The sequence below is a fragment of the Shewanella sp. 10N.286.52.C2 genome, assembly GCF_002874545.1.
Classification (GTDB): Bacteria; Pseudomonadota; Gammaproteobacteria; order Enterobacterales; family Shewanellaceae; genus Shewanella.
On sequence record NZ_MCTV01000068.1, the window covers coordinates 192,685 to 215,957 of the forward strand.

General features: G+C 40.9%; 22 protein-coding genes and 1 other RNA gene. 11 read left to right on the plus strand and 12 right to left on the minus strand.

Annotation, left to right across the window (positions count from 1 at the left end; all coding sequences use genetic code 11):
- Nucleotides 1-234 precede the first annotated feature (234 nt).
- On the minus strand, nucleotides 235-2,973 hold the full coding sequence (locus tag BCU94_RS18600) for an EAL domain-containing protein (protein ID WP_133126442.1): 2,739 nt from the start codon (nucleotides 2,971-2,973) through the stop codon (nucleotides 235-237).
- A 396-nt stretch (nucleotides 2,974-3,369) separates the two neighbouring features.
- Between BCU94_RS18600 and BCU94_RS18605 the strand changes: the two genes are divergently transcribed.
- On the plus strand, nucleotides 3,370-3,711 hold the full coding sequence (locus BCU94_RS18605; protein WP_076542642.1) for a zinc ribbon domain-containing protein YjdM: 342 nt from the start codon (nucleotides 3,370-3,372) through the stop codon (nucleotides 3,709-3,711).
- 176 nt (nucleotides 3,712-3,887) lie between these two features.
- Here the strand turns inward: BCU94_RS18605 and ssrA are convergent.
- Together ssrA and smpB are read right to left on the minus strand one after the other, a co-directional pair.
- Nucleotides 3,888-4,242, minus strand: a transfer-messenger RNA (tmRNA) gene (gene ssrA, locus BCU94_RS18610).
- A 73-nt stretch (nucleotides 4,243-4,315) separates the two neighbouring features.
- Nucleotides 4,316-4,813: an SsrA-binding protein SmpB gene (smpB, locus tag BCU94_RS18615; protein ID WP_076542647.1), complete on the minus strand. Its 498-nt coding sequence runs from the start codon at nucleotides 4,811-4,813 to the stop codon at nucleotides 4,316-4,318.
- A gap of 204 nt (nucleotides 4,814-5,017) precedes the next feature.
- On the opposite strand from smpB, the gene BCU94_RS18620 reads away from it, so the two are divergent.
- Together BCU94_RS18620 and BCU94_RS18625 are read left to right on the plus strand one after the other, a co-directional pair.
- Nucleotides 5,018-5,455, plus strand: coding sequence for a type II toxin-antitoxin system RatA family toxin (locus BCU94_RS18620; RefSeq protein ID WP_102440491.1), 438 nt, complete (start codon nucleotides 5,018-5,020; stop codon nucleotides 5,453-5,455).
- Nucleotides 5,445-5,780 carry an RnfH family protein gene (locus BCU94_RS18625; RefSeq protein ID WP_102440492.1) on the plus strand — a complete coding sequence of 112 codons (336 nt, stop codon included), beginning with the start codon at nucleotides 5,445-5,447 and terminating at the stop codon, nucleotides 5,778-5,780. The genes BCU94_RS18620 and BCU94_RS18625 overlap by 11 nt, the downstream gene beginning before the upstream one ends.
- 104 nt (nucleotides 5,781-5,884) lie before the next feature.
- On the opposite strand, the gene bamE is transcribed toward BCU94_RS18625, so the two are convergent.
- A complete protein-coding gene (bamE, locus tag BCU94_RS18630) occupies nucleotides 5,885-6,400 on the minus strand; it encodes an outer membrane protein assembly factor BamE (RefSeq protein ID WP_102440603.1) in 516 nt (171 codons plus the stop codon).
- A gap of 321 nt (nucleotides 6,401-6,721) precedes the next feature.
- Here bamE and BCU94_RS18635 point away from each other — a divergent pair, with 321 nt between their 5' ends.
- From BCU94_RS18635 to aceB, 4 genes are all read left to right on the plus strand, one after another.
- Nucleotides 6,722-7,543 carry an SAM-dependent methyltransferase gene (locus BCU94_RS18635; RefSeq protein WP_102477226.1) on the plus strand — a complete coding sequence of 274 codons (822 nt, stop codon included), beginning with the start codon at nucleotides 6,722-6,724 and terminating at the stop codon, nucleotides 7,541-7,543.
- A gap of 90 nt (nucleotides 7,544-7,633) precedes the next feature.
- Nucleotides 7,634-7,843, plus strand: a complete 210-nt coding sequence (locus tag BCU94_RS18640; RefSeq protein ID WP_102477204.1) for a hypothetical protein — start codon at nucleotides 7,634-7,636, stop codon at nucleotides 7,841-7,843.
- A 67-nt stretch (nucleotides 7,844-7,910) separates the two neighbouring features.
- Nucleotides 7,911-9,602 (plus strand): GGDEF domain-containing protein, encoded by a 1,692-nt coding sequence (locus BCU94_RS18645; protein WP_157936469.1) that lies wholly within the window; start codon nucleotides 7,911-7,913, stop codon nucleotides 9,600-9,602.
- 787 nt (nucleotides 9,603-10,389) lie between these two features.
- Complete coding sequence (aceB, locus tag BCU94_RS18650) at nucleotides 10,390-12,027, plus strand: malate synthase A (RefSeq protein WP_102440609.1); 1,638 nt, start codon at nucleotides 10,390-10,392, stop codon at nucleotides 12,025-12,027.
- Between the two features lie 694 nt (nucleotides 12,028-12,721).
- Here the strand turns inward: aceB and BCU94_RS18655 are convergent.
- The 4 genes from BCU94_RS18655 to BCU94_RS18670 all read right to left on the minus strand — a co-directional run bounded on the left by BCU94_RS18655 (nucleotide 12,722) and on the right by BCU94_RS18670 (nucleotide 15,321).
- Nucleotides 12,722-13,210: a nuclear transport factor 2 family protein gene (locus BCU94_RS18655; RefSeq protein ID WP_102440600.1), complete on the minus strand. Its 489-nt coding sequence runs from the start codon at nucleotides 13,208-13,210 to the stop codon at nucleotides 12,722-12,724.
- A gap of 29 nt (nucleotides 13,211-13,239) precedes the next feature.
- On the minus strand, nucleotides 13,240-14,064 hold the full coding sequence (locus BCU94_RS18660) for a M90 family metallopeptidase (protein WP_102477205.1): 825 nt from the start codon (nucleotides 14,062-14,064) through the stop codon (nucleotides 13,240-13,242).
- 152 nt (nucleotides 14,065-14,216) lie between these two features.
- Complete coding sequence (locus BCU94_RS18665) at nucleotides 14,217-14,615, minus strand: CopG family transcriptional regulator (RefSeq protein WP_133149809.1); 399 nt, start codon at nucleotides 14,613-14,615, stop codon at nucleotides 14,217-14,219.
- Nucleotides 14,575-15,321: an AAA family ATPase gene (locus BCU94_RS18670; RefSeq protein WP_076542673.1), complete on the minus strand. Its 747-nt coding sequence runs from the start codon at nucleotides 15,319-15,321 to the stop codon at nucleotides 14,575-14,577. The genes BCU94_RS18665 and BCU94_RS18670 overlap by 41 nt, the downstream gene beginning before the upstream one ends.
- A gap of 442 nt (nucleotides 15,322-15,763) precedes the next feature.
- Between BCU94_RS18670 and BCU94_RS18675 the strand changes: the two genes are divergently transcribed.
- A complete protein-coding gene (locus BCU94_RS18675; protein WP_102440597.1) occupies nucleotides 15,764-15,976 on the plus strand; it encodes a DUF3820 family protein in 213 nt (70 codons plus the stop codon).
- 75 nt (nucleotides 15,977-16,051) lie between these two features.
- Here BCU94_RS18675 and BCU94_RS18680 read toward each other — a convergent pair whose 3' ends face one another.
- The 4 genes from BCU94_RS18680 to BCU94_RS18695 all read right to left on the minus strand — a co-directional run bounded on the left by BCU94_RS18680 (nucleotide 16,052) and on the right by BCU94_RS18695 (nucleotide 20,165).
- Entirely contained in the window at nucleotides 16,052-16,576 is a 525-nt protein-coding gene (locus BCU94_RS18680; RefSeq protein WP_102477207.1) for a GNAT family N-acetyltransferase, read from the minus strand.
- A 73-nt stretch (nucleotides 16,577-16,649) separates the two neighbouring features.
- Nucleotides 16,650-16,952 carry an NrfJ gene (locus tag BCU94_RS18685; RefSeq protein WP_102477208.1) on the minus strand — a complete coding sequence of 101 codons (303 nt, stop codon included), beginning with the start codon at nucleotides 16,950-16,952 and terminating at the stop codon, nucleotides 16,650-16,652.
- 160 nt (nucleotides 16,953-17,112) lie between these two features.
- On the minus strand, nucleotides 17,113-18,873 hold the full coding sequence (locus BCU94_RS18690) for a bifunctional metallophosphatase/5'-nucleotidase (RefSeq protein ID WP_102440594.1): 1,761 nt from the start codon (nucleotides 18,871-18,873) through the stop codon (nucleotides 17,113-17,115).
- Between the two features lie 209 nt (nucleotides 18,874-19,082).
- Complete coding sequence (locus tag BCU94_RS18695; protein WP_102440593.1) at nucleotides 19,083-20,165, minus strand: hemolysin family protein; 1,083 nt, start codon at nucleotides 20,163-20,165, stop codon at nucleotides 19,083-19,085.
- Nucleotides 20,166-20,324: 159 nt separating this feature from the next.
- Here BCU94_RS18695 and BCU94_RS18700 point away from each other — a divergent pair, with 159 nt between their 5' ends.
- From BCU94_RS18700 to BCU94_RS18710, 3 genes are read left to right on the plus strand one after another with little or no spacing between them, the layout of a single operon-like run.
- Nucleotides 20,325-21,446, plus strand: coding sequence for a bifunctional tRNA (adenosine(37)-C2)-methyltransferase TrmG/ribosomal RNA large subunit methyltransferase RlmN (locus tag BCU94_RS18700; protein ID WP_076542685.1), 1,122 nt, complete (start codon nucleotides 20,325-20,327; stop codon nucleotides 21,444-21,446).
- Nucleotides 21,447-21,480: 34 nt separating this feature from the next.
- Nucleotides 21,481-22,263, plus strand: coding sequence for a type IV pilus biogenesis/stability protein PilW (gene pilW, locus BCU94_RS18705; RefSeq protein WP_102477209.1), 783 nt, complete (start codon nucleotides 21,481-21,483; stop codon nucleotides 22,261-22,263).
- Nucleotides 22,263-23,246 carry a RodZ domain-containing protein gene (locus BCU94_RS18710; RefSeq protein WP_102477210.1) on the plus strand — a complete coding sequence of 328 codons (984 nt, stop codon included), beginning with the start codon at nucleotides 22,263-22,265 and terminating at the stop codon, nucleotides 23,244-23,246. The genes pilW and BCU94_RS18710 overlap by 1 nt, the downstream gene beginning before the upstream one ends.
- Nucleotides 23,247-23,273: the final 27 nt, after the last annotated feature.

Genomic DNA, 23,273 nt, shown 5'->3' on the forward strand with positions numbered 1-23,273 from the left:
CGCCCTAGTTTTATTTAATGGCCACGGTTTTGTGTTTCACACTAATCTGATGCCATGTTGTCTGAGCGAGTTTAATTGCAACCAGACTCATAAAAACACAGCTCATCGCTGATTGAGCCGGCTTGGTGAGTGACAACATACCGCAACTGAGTAGCGGTATTTTTTGTTAGTGATTAGCACTTACTTCTAACTCCTAACTCCTTAGTGATTAGTGCTTGCAGATAGTGCTGAGGGTTAACTAAATACTGGCTCAATAACGCTATTTGTCAGCTGTTTTTTTACTGGGCGCGGTAAGCCTAATGCTGCCTCAATTGTTGGCTGGGGTTTACCCAGTAAATAGCCTTGGGCGTAATCAATTTGGTAGTGCTTGACCATATTTAGCACCTTGTCAGAATCCACAAATTCAGCCACGGTTTGAATATGCATTTTGCGAGCAAACTCAGATACGGTTTCAACTAAATGTTGGGCTTTTTTATCATGATCTAGGTGACGGATAAGCGAGCCATCAATCTTAATGATATCCACATCTAAGCTGAGTAAATGACTAAAGTTAGAATAACCAGCTCCAAAGTCATCAATGGCTATTTTACAGCCAAAAGGTTTTACTTTTGCAATGAAGTCTTTTACTAATTGGTAGTTGGTGATCTCATCACTTTCAAGTAATTCAAAGGTTAATCTTTGCGCCACCCCAGAGTATTGCTTCAGTAAATTAAGCAGCTGATTCACTTGTTCAGGTAGGGCAATATCATCGATAGAGATATTGACTGAAAACTCGTAGGGCTGTAGATGAAATAATGCAAAAGATTTTGTTAGCATACTCTGCATCAATAATGGGTAAATACGCGATTGCACGGCGGTTTTCATAAACATTGCAGGCGTTAAATAATCGCCATCAGCTTGTTTTATTCGCATTAAACATTCAAATTTCGGGGCGCTATTGCCATCCAGTGGCTGGATTAATTGTACAAAGGGCACTACGGCATCATTTTGTATTGCCAGCGCCAACATACGGCTTTGCTGCATGTTGTGTTCAAAAGCTTGTGGGTTGACCATTGATAAGGAAAACAACTGATAACGCTGAAACTGTTTAAGGGCAATTCTTCTGGCTAAATCAGCATGTTGATGCAGTTGTGAGTAATTACTATCAATACAGTGGGCTCCACCGGCGCTGAGGTTAACATATACCTCGTTGCCATCTATGGTGATGGCATGTTGAGTGACATCATCAATAATGGCTTCTGCTAGTTGTTGTAAGTGCAGATCTTCAACTTGATTGCTAAGGGTGACGACAAACTCGTTAGCGCCGGTTTTGTAAACCGTGTGCTGACTAGCGGCAGCGACGATCCGCTTGGCAATAACTTTGATAGTCGCATCGCCAGTTTTTACCCCGTAAAAATCATTTATTTGGCCAAACTGATTAATGTTAAAGGCAATTAAAGAGTGCGCAGTTTTGCCTGCTAAATCTGCGTAAAGCTTTTTGCGGTTAGGCAAGCCTGTAAGATTATTAAAATAAGCCTCGGTATACAGATTAGTATTTTGCTGCTCAATTTTATTAAAACTGGTGACCAAGGACTGACGCATTAATTCGAAGTCTTCGGCCAGTTGTTGAATTTCATCTTGGCTATTTATGTAAAGTTTTTGGTTTAAATTACCCTTAACGATTCTTTGGGTCCAACTGGTCAGTATTAGAATGTCTTTGGTGACAATTTTACCGACGCGCATAAACAACCAGCTAGCGACAGCAATCAGCCCCAGCAAAAGCAACAACTGAAAAAACAGTATATTTAATAGTTCAGTGCCATAAAGCTTTACTTGAATCGACGCACCATAAAAGCCTTTTAATTGACCTCGGTAGACAATAGGCTGCATCAACTGGCTAAAACCTAGTACCCATTCAGCTTGTTGGGTACGGGCGGTTTCTATTTTACGCATATTACGTGGGCGTTTTTTTACCTGTAATTGCCCAGTAAGCGCTTGTTGTTGTGCCTTGGGAATTAATTGCGCCCATAAGCCCTTCATAAAGTAATCTTCAGAGCTAGCAAAGCCAAGTTTTGAGGCTCTATCTTGTTGGATGGTTTCATTCTGACGGCGGTGATGCAAACTGACTAATTGGCCGTTTTTATCCAGCACCGCAAAATCAGACAAGGTAATTTGAAATAAGCTGTTTTGTTTTTTATCGATGCGGGTAGTCGCTTGAGAAAAAAAACGCTCAATGGTCGCTGAGATTTGTTGTTGCTGGCTTGCTATGTTGTCAAAATCAATTTGTTCACTGGCTAGCAGTAAGTGCATGTTATGCAAGGTGTCACTAACCGAAAGCTTTATCAATTGGCGGCTTTGATGCAGTTGATAGCCAAAAAACACCACTTGTACACAAATAAGGATCAACATGTTGCTGATCATCAGTTTACGGTGAAAGGGCATTTTTAAATGCAGTAACCAATATAAAAAAGGCTCTAATACACAAAATAGTAAAAATGCCCCCACAATCGATAGAGTAAATAGCTGCACTGTGGTGGCAATCTTGGGCCAGTCAAACACGTGTAACACAGAGTTGGTATCACCCCAAGGGTTACTGGCTGTGTTAGGGGTATTCGGGTCTAAAATCCAAATCGGTGTCGGCTGTCCATCGAGATGCAGCACCAGTTTATATTCAATGTCACCGGGATGAATGGAAAGATCATATTGCCACTGGTTAGCAGAGACTTGCTGCATTTGATAATAAGGGTCGTCACTATACCAGTCAGAAAAACTGCCACTGACAAAAACCTTATTCACTTTAGCATCAGGGCTAAGACCATAATCTTGATTGAGGGCGTCAGAGAGCGGCAAGGTTAGCGTGATGCGATAAGGGCTTAACGCATCTGTAGTCATTGCATTAATTAGCCAAGTTTGAATCGGCCACAAACAGACTAGTGCAACCAAAATGCCCAGCCTCATTTTCCATTTATGTAAATAATGAGCAACTATACTCACAGACACGACCTTGTATCTTAAAAAAGTAACTACAGATGACTATATTACTTAGCCTTTGGTAAGCAATATGAGCTGCAATTTCACAGAGGTCAACAAATAGCAGTATAAAAAATGCCTTAAACAGTGTTCGGAAAAATCACCAATGATCGCAAGCCCTTATGAGGCCAGAGTTTGGGCTTAAAATAACTGATGTAACATGTTTAACACACTTGTATGAAAAATAACACCTTGGCCAGTTCAGTCTCACATCAAGGTGCTAATTTGTGAAGCTCAGCAAATAAGCTGTCTAGCAGATATAGCTTATTTTGCGTATAATAACCGCTATCTGTTTCTGCAATAAAAGTGCTATTTAAGCCACTTAAAGGCAGACAATCATTCATTTAAAGAGAACTCACCATGAGCAATATCCCACCATGTCCAAAATGTGAATCAGCCTACGTATACGAAGATGGCTCACAACTAGTTTGTCCAGAATGTGCTCATGAATGGAACCCAAACGAAGAAATCGTTGATCCAGATGCAATCATCCTAAAAGATGCAGTAGGTAACCTACTTGCAGAAGAAGACAAAGTGACGCTGATTAAAGACCTTAAAGTAAAAGGTTCTTCATTAGTGCTTAAAGTTGGTACTAAAGCGGTTATCAAACGTTTTGTTGATGCTGACCATGATATTGACTGTAAAGTTGATGGTCACGGCCAAATGATGCTCAAATCAAAGTTTGTTAGAAAGCAAAACTAAATCGCTTTTTAATTGAGTTTGATAAAAACCTGCCAAGTGCAGGTTTTTTTATGGCCGGCAGTTCAGTTGCCACCGCCTCATTGGAATCGAGAAAGTTATTGATTGGGATTGATAAAAGTTGTTTGAACTAGCCAAAGAAAAAGGGCTTAACCTTGCGGTTAAGCCCTTTTAGAATTTGGTGGAGGCGGCGGGATTTGAACCCGCGTCCAGAAAGCCTACATCCAAGGCGCTACATGTTTAGTCTCTCTTTTGGTTAACCAAGTACACTCCGAAAGACAGGATTGCAATTGGCGAGTCCGATACTATTTCGCGGTTCACCCTCGGACGGAGTTCCCTCGCTATCAAATGTAATATGACCATCTTGAATCCCTGCCCATTTGAGAGACGTGGGTAAGATGGCTAGCTAGCCTAAGCTGCTAGAGAGTAGTTAGAGTCGTTAGCAACTATAACAGTGCGGCTTTTTACGAGGCCAACCGCCCCTCGACATGCTCCCAGGGTTTCGTGAATCCTGTCGAATCCAGAATCGCCCCCAAAGTTTGTTGATTGTATCGGGTAAATACTAAAATACCTAATGTATTTGACCACAGTTACAATCGTTTGTTCATTATCCGTCCAGTCTCGACTTCTTCATTACTCGAGATTGTTCAACTTTCCACTCACGTTCTTTAGTGTCTTGGCGTTTATCGTGATCTTTTTTACCTTTACCGAGTCCTATTTCCACCTTTACCCAAGCGCTTTTGCGCCAGTAAAGTGACAATGGCACTAAGGTGTAGCCTTGACGCTCAATTAAGCCTTCAAGTTTATCAATTTCACTGCGCTTTAATAACAGCTTTTTAGTACGCACTGGGTCGCAAACTACATGGGTGGTTGCAGTGTTAAGTGGCTGAATGGTACAGCCATGCATAAAGGCTTCACCGTTTTTAATAAAAACGTAGCAATCTGCGAGGGTCACTTTACCCATACGCAAAGATTTTACTTCCCAGCCTTGAAGCTCTAAACCGGCTTCGACTTTTTCTTCGATTTTAAATTCAAAGGTGGCGCGCTTATTACGTGTAATCGTAGCGGGCGGATTCTTTGATTTTTTTGAATTCTTTTTTACCATAATCGCGTGTGATACCCGCTGTTATCCCATTTAAAAACTCTGCTTACTCGTTGACGTGTGGCAGAGATGGGGGAGAGAGAAAACTAATCTGTGGATTATACCCAAACGGCTTAAAGATGCGAGTACATTCATCAAGCTGTAATGGATGCGTTTTCTTGGGAGCATGTTAAAATCGACTCATTGTTAATATGAGTGTTGTTTTTCATGCCAAAAATTTCAAAAAGTGTACTGGTTCGATTTAGTGCAATGCAGATGTATGATCTGGTTAATGATGTGGAGTCATATCATGCATTTTTACCCGGCTGTGTGGGTGGGAAAGTGCTGGAGTTTGATGGACAAACTATGGTGGCGTCGGTTGATGTCTCTAAAGCTGGGATCCGTAAAACCTTCACCACTCGTAACCAAGTGGTGCCAGGTAAAACGATTGAGTTAAGGCTTGAGAATGGCCCTTTTAAACATTTAGACGGTTTATGGCGCTTTACCGAGTTAACGGACGATGCCTGTAAAGTTGAATTTGATTTAAATTTCGATTTTTCAAATCCATTAGCTGATTTGGCCTTTGGCAAAGTGTTTAAAGATCTGATGAATTCAATGGTGACGGCATTCACTGAAAGAGCCAAGGTGATTTACAATGACAAATGATGTTGAAACATTTGCGGTGGATGTGATTTATGCGCTACCGACTCAGCAAAAAATTATTAGCGTGAATGTGCTGCCTGGCACCACATTTATTGAGGCGGTAAAGCAAAGCAATATTGTCAGCTTTTTTCCAGAAATTGATTTAGCCAAGGTGAAGCTAGGGGTGTTTAGCCGTCAGGTCAAGCATGATGAAGTATTGGTGTCCGGTCAACGAATAGAAATATATCGGCCATTAATTGCAGATCCTAAAGATGTGCGTCGCAAGCGTGCTGAAAAAGCCAAAGAAGAAGGCCGCAGCAATAAGATAACGGGTGCAAAAGTTAACTGATTTGAACTAAAAGCGGTCATGTATTACTGCTATTACATAAATAAAAACGGAGAGAATGAAACATTCTCTCCGTTTTTATTTTTATTGCTTAAATCTGTTTTTCATTACTGCTCATCTTGCTGCGGTACATCATTTTCAGTTTCTAAGCGCTCTTCTTCAACAAGTGGGTGAATATCGCCCCTCATCGCTTTAGGTTCTTGCTCAGGTAGTAATGGTGCAACAACTGGGGCTGACACTGTTGGCAATGCCCCTTCGTTTAAAGGCGTATTAAAGTCATCACTGAGTTCATAGTCGCCTTCAACTTTGGTGAGTAAGTCGCCATCAAAGTATAAAATAAGTTCTTTATGAGTCACTTTAGCGTTACGGCCACTTTTAAAGTGATAAACGTAATACCAAATATTGTCTGCGAAACTATCACGCAACACTGGGCGACCTAAGATGTATTCAGCCTGCTCTTTAGTCATGTCGATACGCAGTTTTTCAACTTGCTGTAACTCCATGTAGTTACCTTGCGGTATATCTGGCTTGTAAATTAAGTAGTCAAAAACGCTACATGCACTTAGTGATACAGAAAGCGCAACGGCGCCTAAAAGGGTAAGACTTTGTTTTTTATTTATCATTGTCTGCGCTATTTCCTAAAAATCTGACGCCATCATACCCAAGGCTTCCCTATGCTGACAAGTGGCTATTGATACTTCATTACTACTTCAATGACGGTTATGACTCATTAGTGACTCAGTTAGTTCCCCAAATTTGACCAATGATGATTTTATTGGCGCTAAATATGTTGTGCAAATGTTTAAAAGAGGTGGTAATAGCGCTGCTATTTATATAAGTTTGATAGTAACTGGAGTTATTTTTAAATGCCGTGTGCCGCCATGGTAATGCTAGGGCATTTAGTGCAGAAAACTCTTAACCTTTTTTTGAAAAAATTGAGCACAATGTCATTAACAAGAGTTGAACCGGGTGAGACTGGACGTTTAGTTTTTGTAGGGACGGGACTGCAACTTGCCGGCCATATCAGTAAATTAAGTCAAAGTTATATTGAGAATGCAGATATTGTATTTTCTATTGTGCCCGATGGTTTTGCTAACCGTTGGCTTGAAAGCTTAAATGGCAATCATATCTCATTACAGTGCCATTATGCTCAAGAGGGTGAAGTGAAGAATCGCCGCGACAGCTATGCTGAGATGGTTGAGGCGATTTTGCAGCAAGTTCGTCAGGATAAGCTGGTGGTGGTAGCCTTATATGGTCACCCTGGGGTATTTTCTTGTGTATCTCATTTAGCCATTAAGCAAGCGGTTAACGAAGGCTATGAGGCGAATATGCTGCCGGGTATTTCCGCTGAAGCATGTTTGTGGGCAGATTTAGGCATTGACCCCGGCTCTAATGGTCATCAAAGCTTTGAAGCAACACAATTTATGCTTTACCAGCATCATCCAGATCCTGCGACTTACTTGCTATTATGGCAAATCGCTTTGGCTGGTGAGCATACTTTGACCGAGTTTAGTACTGATCAACACCGCTTGGAGGTTTTGGTTGATCACTTAAGCCAATGGTACCCACTTGATCACCAAGTTATTATATATGAAGCGGCAAACTTGCCAATTCAATCTCCAAGAATTGACCAAATTCCTTTAAAGGATTTGCCGTTTGCGCCGTTAAGTATGATCAGTACTTTATTAATCCCACCTTCAATGCCGCTGAAGTTAAATCAGCTGATGATGAAAAAATTAGGGATTAATGCCAATGATATTGGTTAACAGAATACGGGTTATTGTGGACAATAACCGCGCTTGATAGCTGTACTAATCAATAGTGATAACAACCTTGAAGACAAATAAGGAAATAACATGTCAAATTTAACCGAGTTTTTTACTCAATTAAGCTCAGATGCCAAGTTGTTAGAGGCTTATAAGAAAGATCCTCGCGGCGTTATGCAGGCCAATGGTTTATCAGATAAAGACATTGACGCTGTGATGTCAGGGGATATGGCGCAAGTTAAATCCTTGGTGGGTGATGTTGAACTGAAATCAATTTTACTCGTCCATCACTTATCGTAATCTTAGCCTCATGCTAAAAGCGCTTAATCGGTTACTTTGCTCCACGTTATTCATTTTCTGCGCAGCAGTGAGTGCCGATGACGTCAGCGCTGACGATATTGACCAAAAATTAGATCTGCTAGATGTATCAATACTTAAAGATATTGATACCTCTAGCGCCAGCATTAATGAACTGTTTGGTTTGTTTGATAGTCTAAGTCGAGCGCAAAAAATAAGGCTTTATATTTTTGAGTCGGTACGGCTTATTCTTGCCGGAAAATATGAAAGTGCCTTACAGACTTTAGATAAGACTCTATTACTCAACCCGAACGATGAGCAATTAACGAATATTTATGCTTATAAAATTTCTGCTAGTATTCCTTTAAAGCGCTATGAAGATGCTTTTAGCCTACTGGAGAAAAGCCTAGCACGCATTGACAGCTTTCAAGATAACTCGATTAAAATCAGTTCCTATGTCAGGCTAATGAATACCTATCTAGATTTAGATAAATATGACGAGGTACTTAGGCTTTCGAAGATTGTTTTTATGTTAAATAAAGGCCAAGATAGCAAATCCCATTGCTATGCCATGGTACTGACATCTGCAGCGCAATTATCATTGAACCAAATCCCTTATCTAGAACAATTACAATTATTTGCAGATACCCAAGATTATTGTCAGCAAAATAATTTCCCGTTAATTGCAGCTATGGCCATTAAAGGCAAGGCTATAGTTGAGTTTGAACACCATCATTATCAAACCGCAGAAGTGTTATTTCTTAAAGCGTTAGCAGCTTATCAACCGTTTAATTTTGAGTTAGAAATTAATAATATTTACGCTTATTTAAGTGAAGTTTATTTTCAGTTACAACAATTTCAACAGGCGGTTGAGTATGCCGAATTGGTCGATAAACTGACTAACGAGCCTAATAATTATAAGGCTAAGCAGCGTGCTTATAATGTGCTTTCAATGGTGGCCAGTAAACGTGGTCAATTTAAAGTTGCTTATCAATATCATGTGCAAGCCCATGCCATAGGGATGCTGTTAATTAATGATAAAAAGGTCAAAGAAACGGCATACCAAGTTGCAAAATTCGATAATGCAGAAAAGACTCGCCAGTTAAATAAACTGGCACAAGATCAAGAAATGCTAGCGAAAGAGCGCAGCATTATGAATAACGAAAAAAGCGCTTCGTTTATGTTTTCTACCGTCTTGACGGGCACGGTAGCATTTTTGAGTTTGTTGCTTGCCACCGCATGGATGCAAAGAAATCAATTTCGTAAACAAGCTCAAATTGATTTACTCACCGGCTTGTTAAATCGTGGTACTGGCGAAGAAAAAGCCGAAGATGAATTTGTCCAAGTGCTTGCCCGTGGCGGACAATATAGCGTTATAGTGATTGATTTAGACTTTTTTAAACAGATTAACGACACCTTTGGCCACGGCACTGGGGATTGGGCACTGAAAAAGGTTGCTGAGGTGATAACGGCGAATACCCGTAGTACAGATATCGTCAGTCGAATGGGTGGTGAAGAGTTTGCTATTTTTATGCCTTTTACCACAATTGAATTAGCAGTTGAGTTAGCGAAAAAAATACGATTTGATATTGAGTCGATTGATACTCGTTTTTCTGGTCATCAATTTACAATTACCGCAAGTTTTGGGGTTAGCCAAATAACGGCAGATGATCTAAGCCTTGATCCCATCATTAACCGTGCAGATACAGCCTTATATAAAGCAAAATCTGAAGGTCGAAATAAAGTGGTTTATTTATCATAGCTACCTGCTTTGGGCGTTTTTATCTGCACCAATATGGCTTCTGTATTTGCAAGCTTTGACCTTCCTTAGTGCAAAAATGCTTTAAATTGTGACTGTTTTTAACTTTTTATAAAAAAAGATGCATTTTTTTTCGACTAAACCAATAACTTTTGTGATGTTGATCCGGTTACAACTCCACCAGTCTAGAGTATATATTCTATACAGCCTATTTTGTTTACGTAAACGTCAAATTAAAACAGTTGTTTAAATTTGGTTGTGATTAAGCATATTATAACTCAATGATTTTAATTATTTTAATGGCTTTACTTCAGGGTATGTTCAAAACAAAATGCTATTTCTACTTTAGTAGAAAACTGCCTTAAGGCTGTACATAATTATTTGCGATATGTAATTAAAGTACTTGTGTAATTACCTTTTTGTGCTGTTGGTAAATTGGTTGGACAAGTTACCAACTAAAACCAATTAAATGTTGTTTTAATTTTTATCTGTTTTAAATCAGTGTCTTGTTGTGTTTTTGCTGTTGGTGTTACCAATTATTAGGTTGCTGTTTGGCTTGTTGAGGATGTTATTTGGTTGTTGCAAATGCAAACGTTTCTGGTTAGGTTTTAGTACGAAACAAACATTTGATGGTTAAAAAGTAGCAGGGTTTGTTTTTAGATATGTGGAAGTAAGTTGTCTGTTTATAAACACTGATAGAGGTGTACAGATAAATACGCTTACTGACCACCATTTAACTTTTAAAAACGAATTATTGCTCAAGGGGCTAAATATGACAGCAGAACAACTAATGGCTAAATATGCTAAATCACAGCCAAGTGCTGAAACTGATTTACCAACAAGCTCAGAGCTTGCTTTGATTGGCCCAGAAGTCCCTGGCCAAGAGGTTATCTTCAATGATGGCTCACTGTCATTATTGGCTAGTTTATGTGGTGCTTTTGCTGCTGAAGTTCCTGAGTTGCTATCACAGCGAAAATTAAAGCAGCAACGCATTGATGATGGTCAATTACCTGGCTTCTTACCTGAAACCCGCGCTATTCGAGATGGTGAGTGGGCGATTAGAGGGATACCTGAAGATCTTACTGACCGTAGAGTTGAAATTACTGGCCCCGTAGATCGCAAAATGATTATTAATGCGCTGAATGCCAACGTAAAAGTATTCATGGCAGATTTTGAAGACTCACTAGCACCAAGCTGGGAAAAAGTCGTTCAAGGTCAAATTAACTTACGTGATGCAGTGCGAGGCGATATTAGCTTTACTGCTGAGGCAACAGGCAAACATTACAGTTTAGATGAAGATCCTGCAGTACTTATCTGTCGAGTACGTGGATTACACCTTAAAGAAAAGCACGTTGAGTTCAAGGGCGAGTCTATTCCAGGTGGTCTGTTCGACTTCGCGATGTATTTTTATCACAACTACCATCAATTATTAGCTAATGGCAGCGGCCCTTACTTTTATCTTCCTAAGCTTGAAAGTCATGTTGAAGCGCGCTGGTGGGCAAAAGTGTTCGCATTCGTTGAAGAACGTTTTTGTTTAAAGCCAGGCACAATAAAATGTACCTGCCTAATTGAAACGCTGCCGGCAGTATTCGAAATGGACGAGATTTTATATGAACTACGTTCAAATATTGTGGCATTAAATTGTGGCCGCTGGGATTACATTTTCAGCTATATCAAAACCTTGAACAAACATGCTGACCGTGTTTTACCAGATCGCCAAGCAGTCACTATGGATACGCCTTTTTTAAGTGCTTATTCACGTCTACTGATTAAAACCTGTCACAAGCGTGGCGCATTAGCTATGGGCGGCATGGCAGCATTAATTCCGGCTAAAACAGCCGAAGAAAATGAAATTATTTTGCAAAAAGTAAAAGGTGATAAAGAGCTTGAAGCGCGTAATGGACATGACGGTACTTGGGTGGCACACCCTGGTTTAGCCGATACCGCCATGGCGATTTTCAATGATTATATTGGCGCCGGAACTAACCAGTTGCACATTACCCGTGATGTCGATGCACCGATATTAGCCGAAGAGCTGCTGACACCTTGTGATGGTGAACGTACCGAAGCGGGCATGCGTTTAAACATTCGTATCGCAGTGCAATATATCGAAGCGTGGATCCAAGGTAATGGTTGCGTTCCTATCTACGGATTGATGGAAGATGCCGCTACAGCAGAAATCTCACGCACCTCGATCTGGCAGTGGATCCAACATGAAAAGTCACTTTCTAATGGCAAGTTAGTCACTAAAGACTTATTCAAAACCATGCTGGCTGAAGAGCTAATTAATGTCGAGCAAGAGCTAGGGCAGCAAAGGTTTACCAGTGGTCAGTTTACTAAAGCGGCCAGTCTGTTTGAGGAAATTACCACCTCTGATGAGTTGGTCGATTTCTTAACACTACCGGGTTATGAGTTATTAACAGCTTAAATTCAGTAGACGTATTACAAAAGTTTAATTTATAGCGGCTGAGAAAGGTTATAGATTCGTGTCGCATCAACAAGAAGTGGGCACAGGTTACTTTGACCAAGTGACAAGCTGTATTCAAGGCGGTTAATCTTCAGTGACGGCATTGACCGGCTTTACCGAAGAAGAGCTGTTTTAATACCACTTCTGTAACAGTTTAGCTGCCATGCAGCTGATGTCCCCCGATGTAGTTCACCTACAGGCTACATCGGGTTTTATCCAGTATTTGGAATTTTAGCGCAAGCTAGTTGTCGTTCTTAATGCGAGGATTTTTACTTCCTACCCAGTAAGTTTTCAACCATTTGCTTGTGTTGCGGCTCTTATGAGCCGTTTTTTTTGCTTAAAATTTATAGCGAAATCACAGCTGATTCAGTTAAACCTTCTAGTTATGTTATTGATTAATATCAATCCAAAGCGGCTAAAGGATTAGTGAGTCATTATCGAAGGCACCTAATGCTAGAGTAAATAACATAGACACTAATAGGGGGGAGTTTTGTTGCTGTATTCTTTTGCTTATGGACTTTTTTGACTGATAGCTCGTTAAACTCATATCTTGAGAAACTAATCGATTGTTTGGCTTAAGCGCTCAAGTAAGCAAAGCCAGCGTAGCTAAGTTGCTGGCTTAGGTTTTTAATCAATATTAACTTATCGATAGAGGTTATTTAGCTTGTTTCTTTGCGCCTATCAACTGCGCCACGGCTTTGGCATTGTCGTTAGGCACTGCAATACTTAAATGATATTGAATAATTTTCCAGCCATCATCAGTTAATTGTAGTGCACCTGTACCGCGACATAGACCATAACTGGCGCTTTCAAGTAATTCATCAAAAACAATGGTGTTATCAAACTGCAGTAGCTGGCGTGAGCTGACTTCATAATGCCAACCATCTGTAGGTCTGGCATAACCGGCAAATTGTTGCATATCCCAGCGCTCTGTGGCATCAGTGCCTAAAAACACCGCTTGCTGGTGATATAGCGAAAAGTAACTGTCCCAGTTCGCCTGGCTGGCATTTTGGTGTAGTTGGTCGAGAATGCTATTAGCTTGTTGCTTTGACTCGTCAGAGAGTGCCTCTTGAGCTGCTAGGGGTAAAGAAGACATTAAACATAAACTAGTGGTTAATAATAATCTTAAGATGGCTTTGTGCATGAAAATTCCTTGTCTGCTAAATGCTGATCTTAATGCCAATTGATTGGGTCTAGCTGATAAAACTGACTCAGTTCTTTATAAAGCAATTGATGCTGTTGGTAAAACGCTAACGGTTTCTCGAAAAAGGTTTCACTAATGACGGCAAAAAACTCAGCAGGATTGGTCGCACCATAGTAGTTAAACAGCGAGGGTAATTGATGCTGGGCACAATATTGCAGCGCTTTAAACTCACGACCGAGTGTTGCTGACCAAGTGGCATAATCGGTGAACTCTTTTAATGGCGGTGCGCCATTGGCATTGCCGTTTTCCTGATCTAGCTGATGAGCAAACTCATGAATAACCACATTTTGACCATCAAATGGCGCTGCAGCGCCGTCCAAAGTACTTTTCCACGACAAGATGATCTTGCCATTACCCCAGGACTCTCCCAGTAACACATTACGTTCATTAGAGGATACGCCGGCAAAGTCGGTGTTATTTTTCTCAACAATAAACGCATAGGGATACACTAAAATTTGTTTTAACTTGGGGTAAAAATTGGTTTTTCGATTGAGTAATAACAAGCAGGCTTGCGCGGCAATGGTCACTCTTACTTCGTCGGTAATGTTGAAGCCATCACAGCCGACAAATTGTTTTTCATCAATAAAAATCTGGATTAACTTTTTTAGTTGTAGCTGCAGATCTGTGGGCAATGCATGAAAATAGGGTAAGCGACGCTTAAGGATTTGCCGCCATGCTTTAGGGAAAGGCCTTGTCATAAGCTGTTGCCTGCGCTTTTCAGTGCGTTGAGACTTAGTCATAATCAACGCGATGGCAGTTACCGCAACGGTGACAAGTAAAAACACTGCAAACATTCAGCTCTCCCAGATTATATTAGCTTGTCATTATGTTATTGGGTGAATTTGCGCCAAATTCAAGTGGCTGATTTTTATTGAGACAAAAAAACTGGCAAACAACCAAGGTTGCTGCCAGAAAGAAGGGGAGGGAGTTTATTTTTATAGTTGATTTAACGTATTTGCAGTCGTTGCTCTATTTGCTGTTGTTCTTCAAGTGATAATGAAAAATGCTGTTTAATCAATATTCTAATTAACTTTGACTTTGCCGATTGGCTGCTTTGACTTAAGCTGTTTAATTGCTCAATTGCCGCTTCACTTAAGGTAAATGTTGCCCGTCTAAATGGTTTAGGTTTTTCATTTATGGGTTCATTCGCTTCAGCTTGGGTGGTTAATTCCCATAGTTGCTGCATCGCCTGTTGGTTTGAATCTGCATTTTTACAGGCGCTCGACTGCTGTGGTTTGCCCATAGCGTAAAGATTTGCTGCCTCAATAAAGTCATCAACTGACATTTGCGGCAAAAAAGGCGTACTACATGGCGTAACGGTTTTCTTCAGATCGGCCAGGCCCATAACTTCCCCCTAATTGCGTTACATTATCGTTATTATTTCGCTGCCTGATTAGCTGTTTGGCATCGCTTACTTCTAGCAATTCACAAGCAATATTACGGATTTCAACCGCGGCTTTTCCATTGGGGTCTATTTCAATGACTGACAAGCCAGACTCTTCACTGTCGTCATAAATATTTCGGCTGTAAGTAATCGCATCAAGCACGTTAATATCGTAAGTTTTACATACCTCTTTAGCTTCGAGTATTCGACCTGCTTGGTTAGGCAAACTTGGACACTGAGTTACCACAAAAGAGGCTTTCATGGTGGGATTAATCATTTTGCAGGTAGCGACAATATCATCCATGTGACTGACCGTTTTTAGGTCTCTACGCTTGGGTCTTAGGGGCATTAAGGCGTGAGAGGCCACTGATAATGTAGCGCGCAGGGCTAAATTGTCTTGGCCGCCGCAGTCAACGAGTACATAATCATAATGTTTCTCAAGACTGAGTAAGTCGTTACGGATTTTTCCGTACAATTGGACGCAATTTATTGCTGGTAATTCAGGGTTGTTATTGCGCGCTTGGATCCAATCTGATGTGGTTCTTTGCGGGTCGCAATCGACCATGATAATACTGGCTGTGGCTTCTTTAGCGAGAAATACTGCGATATTTTGGGCTAAGCAGCTTTTACCACTACCGCCTTTTTCACCACCGACTAAGATAATCATCAAAACATCTCCTGATGTGGTATAACGCCATTGGATTGTCAATCATTATTGATTCGCTTGGTTATAAAAGGTTGATTTTTCGTTGACGCTTTATGTTGTACTTGTTATTAACTTTATGTTGCTATGACTTGGTCGTCAATGTGCTATAAATTGACGGTTTTAGTGGCTTTGACAGGCGTTTGTTTTTTGACAAAATAGCGGCTAATGGCGATTTTTTGACTGTGTTAACCTTATGAGGTATGCACTAGAATTTATCAATAAATTGAATTACTTAAGTTGATTATTTAATAAATCAATGACCAGAAAAGTGGCTAGTGTTGCCAACCGCTAAATGTAAATGACTCTTATCTATAACTAAACTTTGCTTTTGTATTTATCGCTATTCCAAAATGTTATATTGCTATTGTTAACTAAATCTCCTGAACAAAAAGACTTTGACACTATGAATGAGAAATTATTATTAGAAGCCATTAACCAAACCATGCCATTTGGTAAATATGCTGGACGAAAGTTACTGGAATTACCCGAGCCATACCTGGTGTGGTTTCATAGTAAAGGTTTTCCTGAGGGGAAGTTAGGCGAGCAATTGGCATTGATGTATGAAGTAAAACTTAATGGTTTAGAGCAGATGCTGCAGCCGTTATTAACAAAGTAAATCCACTGGTTAACGTGTTTGTAAGACTTGTCTTTATCAGTTGATATCTTGCCTTGTGCTGCTGAGGATTAAGATTTAAGTGAGCGGCTTGCTTAAATAGAAACTATTAATCACCTGCTGTTGACTGATTTGGTAGCTTGGCTGGATCAGTGTAAACCCTTGCTTGATGAAAAATGCTTTTGATAAGTATGACGCATCAACATTCAATTCTGCGTAGCCTTGGCTGAGAGCCCACTTTTCTAAGGTTTCATAAAGCTGACATGCTAGCCCTTGTTGCTGATAGGCGGGGGCGATATACAAACTATCAATATAACCGCGGCTTTTAAAATGGGTTTCGACATTGATAACCCCAATAACCTTTGGCTGCTGACTTGCTAAAGTATCGGCTTTGTTTGTTGCCAGCATTAACCAAGATTGCGATCGCGTCAGCCGTAATTGCCAATGTTTTGCTGAGCGCGGTTTAGTTGACCATGCGGCTAACTGGGCTTGAGAGTATCGTCGGTGTGAGATTTGTCGAACACTTTGATGAACTAGCTCACTGACTTGCTGAGCAAAAGCAGGCCTGAAGGTGATAATTGAATATTGCGCTGCTTGAGTCATGGCTGCTTGATATCAGATAAAAAATCGGCTAATGAGAATTAGCCGATTATGGGGTATTTATTGCTAAAGCGAGTTATTTTTTCTCGATTTTGCCAACAAATAATAATTTATCAAAGGTTTTGTTTAATGTGCTGCTGGTGAAATCTTGCATCCACATTTGCTCATTCATGATCACAGTGTCACCTTTAGTGAGCGCAACTTGTGGGCCAGCAGCCCAAAAAGTTTTATCTTCTGCTTTAACTTGAACATAGGTGTAACCACCGCTGTTCATCGTTTCTACTACTTCACCTTGGTGCATAATACCAGCAGCCCATGCTGATGATACGCCTAATGCTAATGTGGCTGCTGCAGCTAATTTGATCAGTTTTGCTTTCATGAATACGTTCCCTATTTGATTAGGCTAAATTTTGCAATGATTCAGGTCATGAATCTACATAAAGATAGTTTATTAAATCATGAAGCGCACACAGGGTCTGTGATCCGCGGCAGATTTGTGAATACTAAATTACTACACAAGGCAAAATTTAAACTCAACATTACCTGTGACTAATATAGTAAACATTAGGCTGTAATGGGTTTTCGATTAAGTTTCCATGCTGGGTAACAAAATCAACAAAGGCTTCAGGTAACGTCATGGTATCTAAGTCTTGTTGCCAATGGGCTTTTAGTAATGCGTCATAACCTTCTTTACCTAAGGCGGTATAGGCCGAAGACACCCCAATATAGAGCTTTTCAGGATCAATTGCCGACCATAAACCGTCTTGATATAACTCAACGGAGGTAATACGTTGATGCATCGCTAAGGTGCCATCATAGAAATAGCGGATACCATAAGTGTAGGGGAAGCTACCAGCGCCAGTGCCAGTTACCCCATTATTGGTGGCGGCATTAATGGCCGACTCCAGCACTTCATAAAGGTATTTGCCTTGAATTTGATATTTCACTAATGGCAACTCAAAAGGCAAAATCCGCCCTAATACATCCGCCATTGATAAGCTGCCTTTATTTAATGACTGCCGAACGCCACCGGCATTATGTAAGGCAAAATCGAGTTTTTCACCTGAATGCTTAGTGGCTTTAAACATACTTCTACAAACCCAAGGGGCAATTTCACTGCCATGGGGAAAGTGCTTACTGGGTAAACGGGTATGTATGAAATCATGGGGTATGTAAGCAAGCACTTGCTCTTCTAGCGCATTTAGCGCTGGGCGGTATTGCTCCATTATAGTGTTATGAATGCTTTCACAGGCCTGATCACCACGGATAGCAGGGTGGCTGATAAGCTTGGTTTTTACGCTATTTATTTGCTGCTCTGTGGGCAAAGTATTGAGGTTAGTAAGCTGATTATCTTGCTTAGGATTAAACAGCACTTCTAATTCATCATCAATCATAAAGTAGTTATTACCATTTATGGCAATACAGGCGCCAGAGCGATCAAAAGTGATATTAGCTAAGCCTAAGACTTCAGCGTATTTACTGGCATGGATGATAGGGGTGTTATTTACCCGCTCAGCATAGGGAGTGTGGCTAAGACCTAGTTCATCGAATTGACCTTGTAAGGTATGTGAGTGCCCACCAACTATGACGCTGATCCCAGATACTTTTTCTGCTAACTCTCGGTCTTGATCTAGCCCTAAATGGCTGAGGACAATAATATGCTGTATGCCTTGCTGCTGCAGACTGGCAATGGTATTAGCCGTCGTGTCAATGGCATTGATAAAATGGGTATCAGGATCGGGGCGAGCAATCAGCGGCATCTGATCCAGCGTAATCCCGACAATGGCGATGTGAGTATCATAAAACGGCTTAACTAGCACCTTGGCACATTGGGTCTGATTGTCGTAATCATAAAGCATAGGGTGACCACTTAGGCGGCCTTCTTTATCGGTTAACTCTTGGCTGAGATCCATATTGCCAGCTAACACCGGAAATTCGATACGATTTAAAAAAGCCAGTACTGGGCTATTACCTGCATCTATTTCATGATTACCTAACACCATAGCATCGGGTTTGAGCATATTGAGTAGGTGCGCGTTAGCCGCGCCTTGAAATTCTCTAAAATATAAGGTGCCTTGAAAGCTATCGCCGCCATGCAAAAACAAAAACTCATGGTTATGTTGAGCAGCTTGTTGCCTTGCTGATTCAATTTGATGGCCTAAACGGGCGTAGCCACCTGTTTTCGTGTTGACGTGATAATGCTGTTGCTCGACCGATAAGGAAAATTGAACACTGCTAGGCTCAAAATTAGAATGAGTATCGTTAATATGAGCAAGGCTAAGGCGATAGTTATTGGGCATCTTTTACTCTAATACAGAAAAAGGAGGCTGTTCCTGATCCGGCGTTTAATGAACTTAATGGGTGACTGATTTTTGTAGCTGTTTACTTTAGTCGTTGTTTACTTTAGTTGCTGCTAATGCATAGCCGTTAAACCAAGGCTGTGGTTATATTAACTAAATTAAAAAGGGAGCTTAAGCTCCCTTAAATCTATAGCTATAAAGCTAGAGTATTATTGCGGTGGGGTTTGAGATTGCTTGGTAAACTCACCGTCATCAGATAATACAATGCCTTTATGCTTCATGCGGCTACTCCACAATTTACGCGCTAATTGCTGCATATCGGTGACAGGATCGTTTGAATCGACAATTTCTAGTCCCAGTAAAGACTCAACAATATCTTCTAAGGTGACAATACCTTCACCAGAACCATACTCATCGACAATCATAGCGATTTTAGTATTTCGCTTAATCATCAATTCAAATATCGGTAAAATCTTGGCGGTTTCAGGAATAACCAGCAGGTTTTTCTTCAATACACCAATGGATTCTTTCTGGGTGTAACGTTCTGCTTGAATGATATTATTACGGTTAACATAACCAATAATATTATCAGGGTCGTCTTCATATACAGGAATACGGGTAAAGGGTTTAGCTAAAAACTGCTGCACAAATTGCCCTTGGGTCAGAGTCACCGGTAATTTAAACATCACGGTTCGCGGTGTCATAATCGCTGAAACGGGCATTTCTTTAACCGATAACATTTGCGTTAAAATGGCAGACTCTTGTTTATCAAGTTCACCTGATTGTCGCCCAATTTCGGCCATCGCACTCATTTCTTGACGAATATACTGCCCTTCGTCGCCTTTACCCATTAATTTGGTGACTTTTGAAGACATCCAGATTAGTGGTTTGGTAATACGCTCTAACCACACTAAAACTAGCGACACTGATGGCGCTAATGAACGCCAATAGTTTGCACCTAAGGTTTTAGGAATGATTTCTGAGAAAAATAAGATGAGAAAGGTCAGTACCCCGGAAAATACCCCTAGCATTTCATCGCCAAAGACCTTTGCCGCTTGAGCACCAGCAACAGCTGCGCCTACGGTATGGGAAATGGTGTTGAGAGTCAGGATAGAAACCAGTGGTGATTCCACGTTTTCTTTCTGTTTATTAAGCCGATCGGCAGCTTTACGATTCGTTTTAGCCAAAGTGGCAATATAACTAGGCGTAACAGACAGTAGTACCGCCTCAAATACACTACAAAGAAAAGAGATTGCAATGGCGATAAATACTATAATGATAAGGGTTATCATAAAGGTGGAATTACACCTCCAAATGGCAGACCAATATTAGTCCGAGGAAATTCTAGCATAGTCTCTAAGCTTTGTTGCTACTTCTATAGCCAAATTTTGTTAGGATCTGTATAATTCGCCGCCCGCAAGCAAGTTTTAGGTTTTTTGAGGTTACACAACATGAGTGAAAAAAAGATCAATTTATTGGATCTTGATCGAAAATCGATGAGAGCGCTATTCGCAGAAATGGGCGAAAAACCGTTCCGAGCCGATCAATTGATGAAATGGCTTTATCACTTTGGTGTTAGCGACTTCGAAGAAATGAACAATATTAACAAGGCACTGCGCGCTAAGTTAGCTCGAAAGTGTGAAATTGTTGCCCCTGAGATTGCTAGCTTTCAAAAGTCATCTGATGGGACCATTAAGTTTGCGATCAATGTTGGTCAAGGCCAAGAAGTCGAGACTGTTTACATCCCTGAAGAAGACCGTGCAACCCTGTGTGTATCATCACAAGTGGGCTGTGCATTGGAATGTACTTTCTGCTCAACAGGGCAGCAAGGCTTCAACCGTAACCTCTCAGTGGCTGAAATCATCGGTCAAGTATGGCGTGTATCAGAATTTTTAGGTTTCCATAAAGACACTGGCGATCGTCCAATCACTAACGTTGTTATGATGGGAATGGGTGAGCCACTATTAAACTTAGCTAATGTGATCCCTGCAATGGACATCATGTTAGATGACTTTGGTTTTAGTCTGTCTAAGCGTCGTGTGACCTTATCGACTTCAGGTGTCGTGCCTGCGTTAGACAAATTAGGTGACGTGATCGATGTGGCTTTAGCGGTGAGTATTCATGCGCCAAATGATGAGCTGCGTGATGTATTGGTGCCGGTAAACAAGAAATACCCGCTAGAAGAATTTTTAGCTGGGATTCGTCGTTACCTAGAAAAGTCCAATGCTAACCGCGGACGTGTTACAGTCGAATACGTGATGCTTGATCATATCAATGACAGTACAGATCAAGCCCATGAATTAGCCAAGCTAATGAAAGACACGCCGTGTAAGATTAACTTAATTCCGTTTAATCCTTATCCTGGTTCGCCATATGGTCGCTCTTCTAATTCTAGAATTGACCGTTTTTCTAAAGTATTAATGGAATACGGCTTAACGGTTATTGTGCGTAAAACCCGTGGTGATGATATTGATGCGGCTTGTGGACAATTAGCCGGTGATATTCGTGATCGCACTAAACGTTTAGCAAAAAAACAAATGCAACAAAATCAGATTTCGGTCACAATGGATTAACTCATTGTTTGTATAGATTAATAGGCGTTGGAATATGCATGGATTGCCAAAGTTTTTGATTGTAGTCGCGATGGCATTACCTCTAACGGGTTGTGTCACTGAGCGAACTTATAGCGGTACTGATATTCCTGTTGCCGAAAGAACCTTAGATAAGCAAGCCGCAGCTATTGAGCGAATGCAGCTGGGACTGACTTATTTAAATCGAGGCAATATTGAACAAGCTAAATTTAATTTAAATCGTGCGGTTGAATATGCACCGCAGTTAAGTTCAGTGCATATCGCGATGGCGTATTATTACCAAACGGTAGGTGATACTGTACGTACAGAGGCGGCTTACCGTAAAGCCATTGCCGCGCCAGATGCAGGTGGTGATGCGAAAAATAACTTTGGCGTGTTTCTTTGCCAGCAAGATAAATTCGCACAAGCTGAAGAAATGCTATTAGCCGCGATTGAAACCAAACAATACACTCGCACCGCTTCAAGCTACGAAAACTTAGGCGTGTGTAGTATGTCTGCAGGTGACACCGAAAAAGCCAAGGGCTATTTTGAAGATGCGCTGCGATATGATCCAAGACGACAATCAACCTTGAAAGAATTGATTGAGCTTGCGATAGTAGAAAATGATTATCAAGCCGCTAAAGCGAATTTAACGCGTCTTCACCGTGTGGCACAACAAACACCAGAAAGCTTAGCATTAGGTATTAAAATTTCCCGTGAGTTAGCGGATGATGAAGCGGTAAAACGCTACGGAATTACTTTAATTGCCAAATATCCTGCTTCAGAACAAGCGAAAGAATACAGGGCTAATTTGCATTAATGACAAATAAAATTACAGAGATAGAAACAGATAATAATCTCGAGCAAGCTGAATTACTCGAAACTGTTTCAACAGCGGGTATGCTGCTACGCACTGCCCGCGAAAAAAAGGGTGTCTCGATAGATGCTGTGGCATTACAGCTGCATTTGCGTCCCAGTGTTATTGAAGATATTGAAAATGATATTTTTGATAATATTGCTTCAGCAACCTATGCCCGCGGCTACGCTAAAAACTTTGCCAAGTACGTTGAAGCAGATGTTAATGCCGTTCAACAATGTTTAGCCCAGCAACTTCCTGATGAAACTGCTGCTATGCAAAGCTTTTCTCGCAAAACTACCCGCGAAGCCCGTGACAGCCGTCTCACCTTAGTTACTTATCTCATCGTAGCGATATTACTTGCGCTATTATTGTTGTGGTGGGTACAAAAAGACTCAATGCTAACGGGAGTTGATTTATCAAAGCCGACAGCAGAAGAAGTCGCAGCTGCTAATGTGGCGCAGCAAACACAAGACTTATTAGAGCCAGAAATCGATCCTAAACTGGCTTATCGGGAACCCGTTGCCAGCAAGGTAATCTCAGCACAAAGTCAAAACGATGACGCAGTTCAAGTGAGCAGTAATGTTCAGGAGAGTAACCGTGTTATTAAGCCAGCAACGGCGACTGACACACTTGACTCTGTTGCTGTGTCACCAGCAATAACAGCTGCAGTTGATACTGCAGTAACCACTGCTGATGTGATTGAAACTGATACTATATCGCTTAGCTTTAGTGATGATTGCTGGGTTAACATTATCGATGCCGATGGTAAAACATTGGTTGATGGCGTTAAGGGCTCAGCTAGAGTCGTTGAAGTCACCGGCAAGGCACCTTTTAAAGTGATATTGGGTGCGCCGCAAGTTGTCACCATGAGCTTTAATAATGAAAATGTCAGCCTTGCTGAGTTTTCTGACCGTGTGGCCAAGTTAACCCTGCCTAAAGCCTAGTCTTTAAAGCTTAGTGTTAACTCAATT

What these genes read in the sequence shown, in the direction of transcription:
- BCU94_RS18640 (WP_102477204.1), top strand. Translation starts at nt 7,634, where the DNA reads ATGTCAAATTTAACCGAGTTTTTTACTCAATTAAGCTCAGATGCCAAG.
- BCU94_RS18675 (WP_102440597.1), top strand. Translation starts at nt 15,764, where the DNA reads ATGAATGAGAAATTATTATTAGAAGCCATTAACCAAACCATGCCATTT.
- BCU94_RS18680 (WP_102477207.1), bottom strand. Translation starts at nt 16,576, where the DNA reads ATGACTCAAGCAGCGCAATATTCAATTATCACCTTCAGGCCTGCTTTT.
- BCU94_RS18670 (WP_076542673.1), bottom strand. Translation starts at nt 15,321, where the DNA reads ATGATTATCTTAGTCGGTGGTGAAAAAGGCGGTAGTGGTAAAAGCTGC.
- BCU94_RS18605 (WP_076542642.1), top strand. Translation starts at nt 3,370, where the DNA reads ATGAGCAATATCCCACCATGTCCAAAATGTGAATCAGCCTACGTATAC.
- BCU94_RS18700 (WP_076542685.1), top strand. Translation starts at nt 20,325, where the DNA reads ATGAGTGAAAAAAAGATCAATTTATTGGATCTTGATCGAAAATCGATG.
- BCU94_RS18625 (WP_102440492.1), top strand. Translation starts at nt 5,445, where the DNA reads ATGACAAATGATGTTGAAACATTTGCGGTGGATGTGATTTATGCGCTA.
- BCU94_RS18620 (WP_102440491.1), top strand. Translation starts at nt 5,018, where the DNA reads ATGCCAAAAATTTCAAAAAGTGTACTGGTTCGATTTAGTGCAATGCAG.
- pilW (WP_102477209.1), top strand. Translation starts at nt 21,481, where the DNA reads ATGCATGGATTGCCAAAGTTTTTGATTGTAGTCGCGATGGCATTACCT.
- BCU94_RS18655 (WP_102440600.1), bottom strand. Translation starts at nt 13,210, where the DNA reads ATGCACAAAGCCATCTTAAGATTATTATTAACCACTAGTTTATGTTTA.
- BCU94_RS18710 (WP_102477210.1), top strand. Translation starts at nt 22,263, where the DNA reads ATGACAAATAAAATTACAGAGATAGAAACAGATAATAATCTCGAGCAA.
- bamE (WP_102440603.1), bottom strand. Translation starts at nt 6,400, where the DNA reads ATGATAAATAAAAAACAAAGTCTTACCCTTTTAGGCGCCGTTGCGCTT.
- BCU94_RS18665 (WP_133149809.1), bottom strand. Translation starts at nt 14,615, where the DNA reads ATGGGCCTGGCCGATCTGAAGAAAACCGTTACGCCATGTAGTACGCCT.
- BCU94_RS18635 (WP_102477226.1), top strand. Translation starts at nt 6,722, where the DNA reads ATGTCATTAACAAGAGTTGAACCGGGTGAGACTGGACGTTTAGTTTTT.
- BCU94_RS18660 (WP_102477205.1), bottom strand. Translation starts at nt 14,064, where the DNA reads ATGTTTGCAGTGTTTTTACTTGTCACCGTTGCGGTAACTGCCATCGCG.
- aceB (WP_102440609.1), top strand. Translation starts at nt 10,390, where the DNA reads ATGGCTAAATATGCTAAATCACAGCCAAGTGCTGAAACTGATTTACCA.
- BCU94_RS18695 (WP_102440593.1), bottom strand. Translation starts at nt 20,165, where the DNA reads ATGATAACCCTTATCATTATAGTATTTATCGCCATTGCAATCTCTTTT.
- BCU94_RS18685 (WP_102477208.1), bottom strand. Translation starts at nt 16,952, where the DNA reads ATGAAAGCAAAACTGATCAAATTAGCTGCAGCAGCCACATTAGCATTA.
- BCU94_RS18690 (WP_102440594.1), bottom strand. Translation starts at nt 18,873, where the DNA reads ATGCCCAATAACTATCGCCTTAGCCTTGCTCATATTAACGATACTCAT.
- smpB (WP_076542647.1), bottom strand. Translation starts at nt 4,813, where the DNA reads ATGGTAAAAAAGAATTCAAAAAAATCAAAGAATCCGCCCGCTACGATT.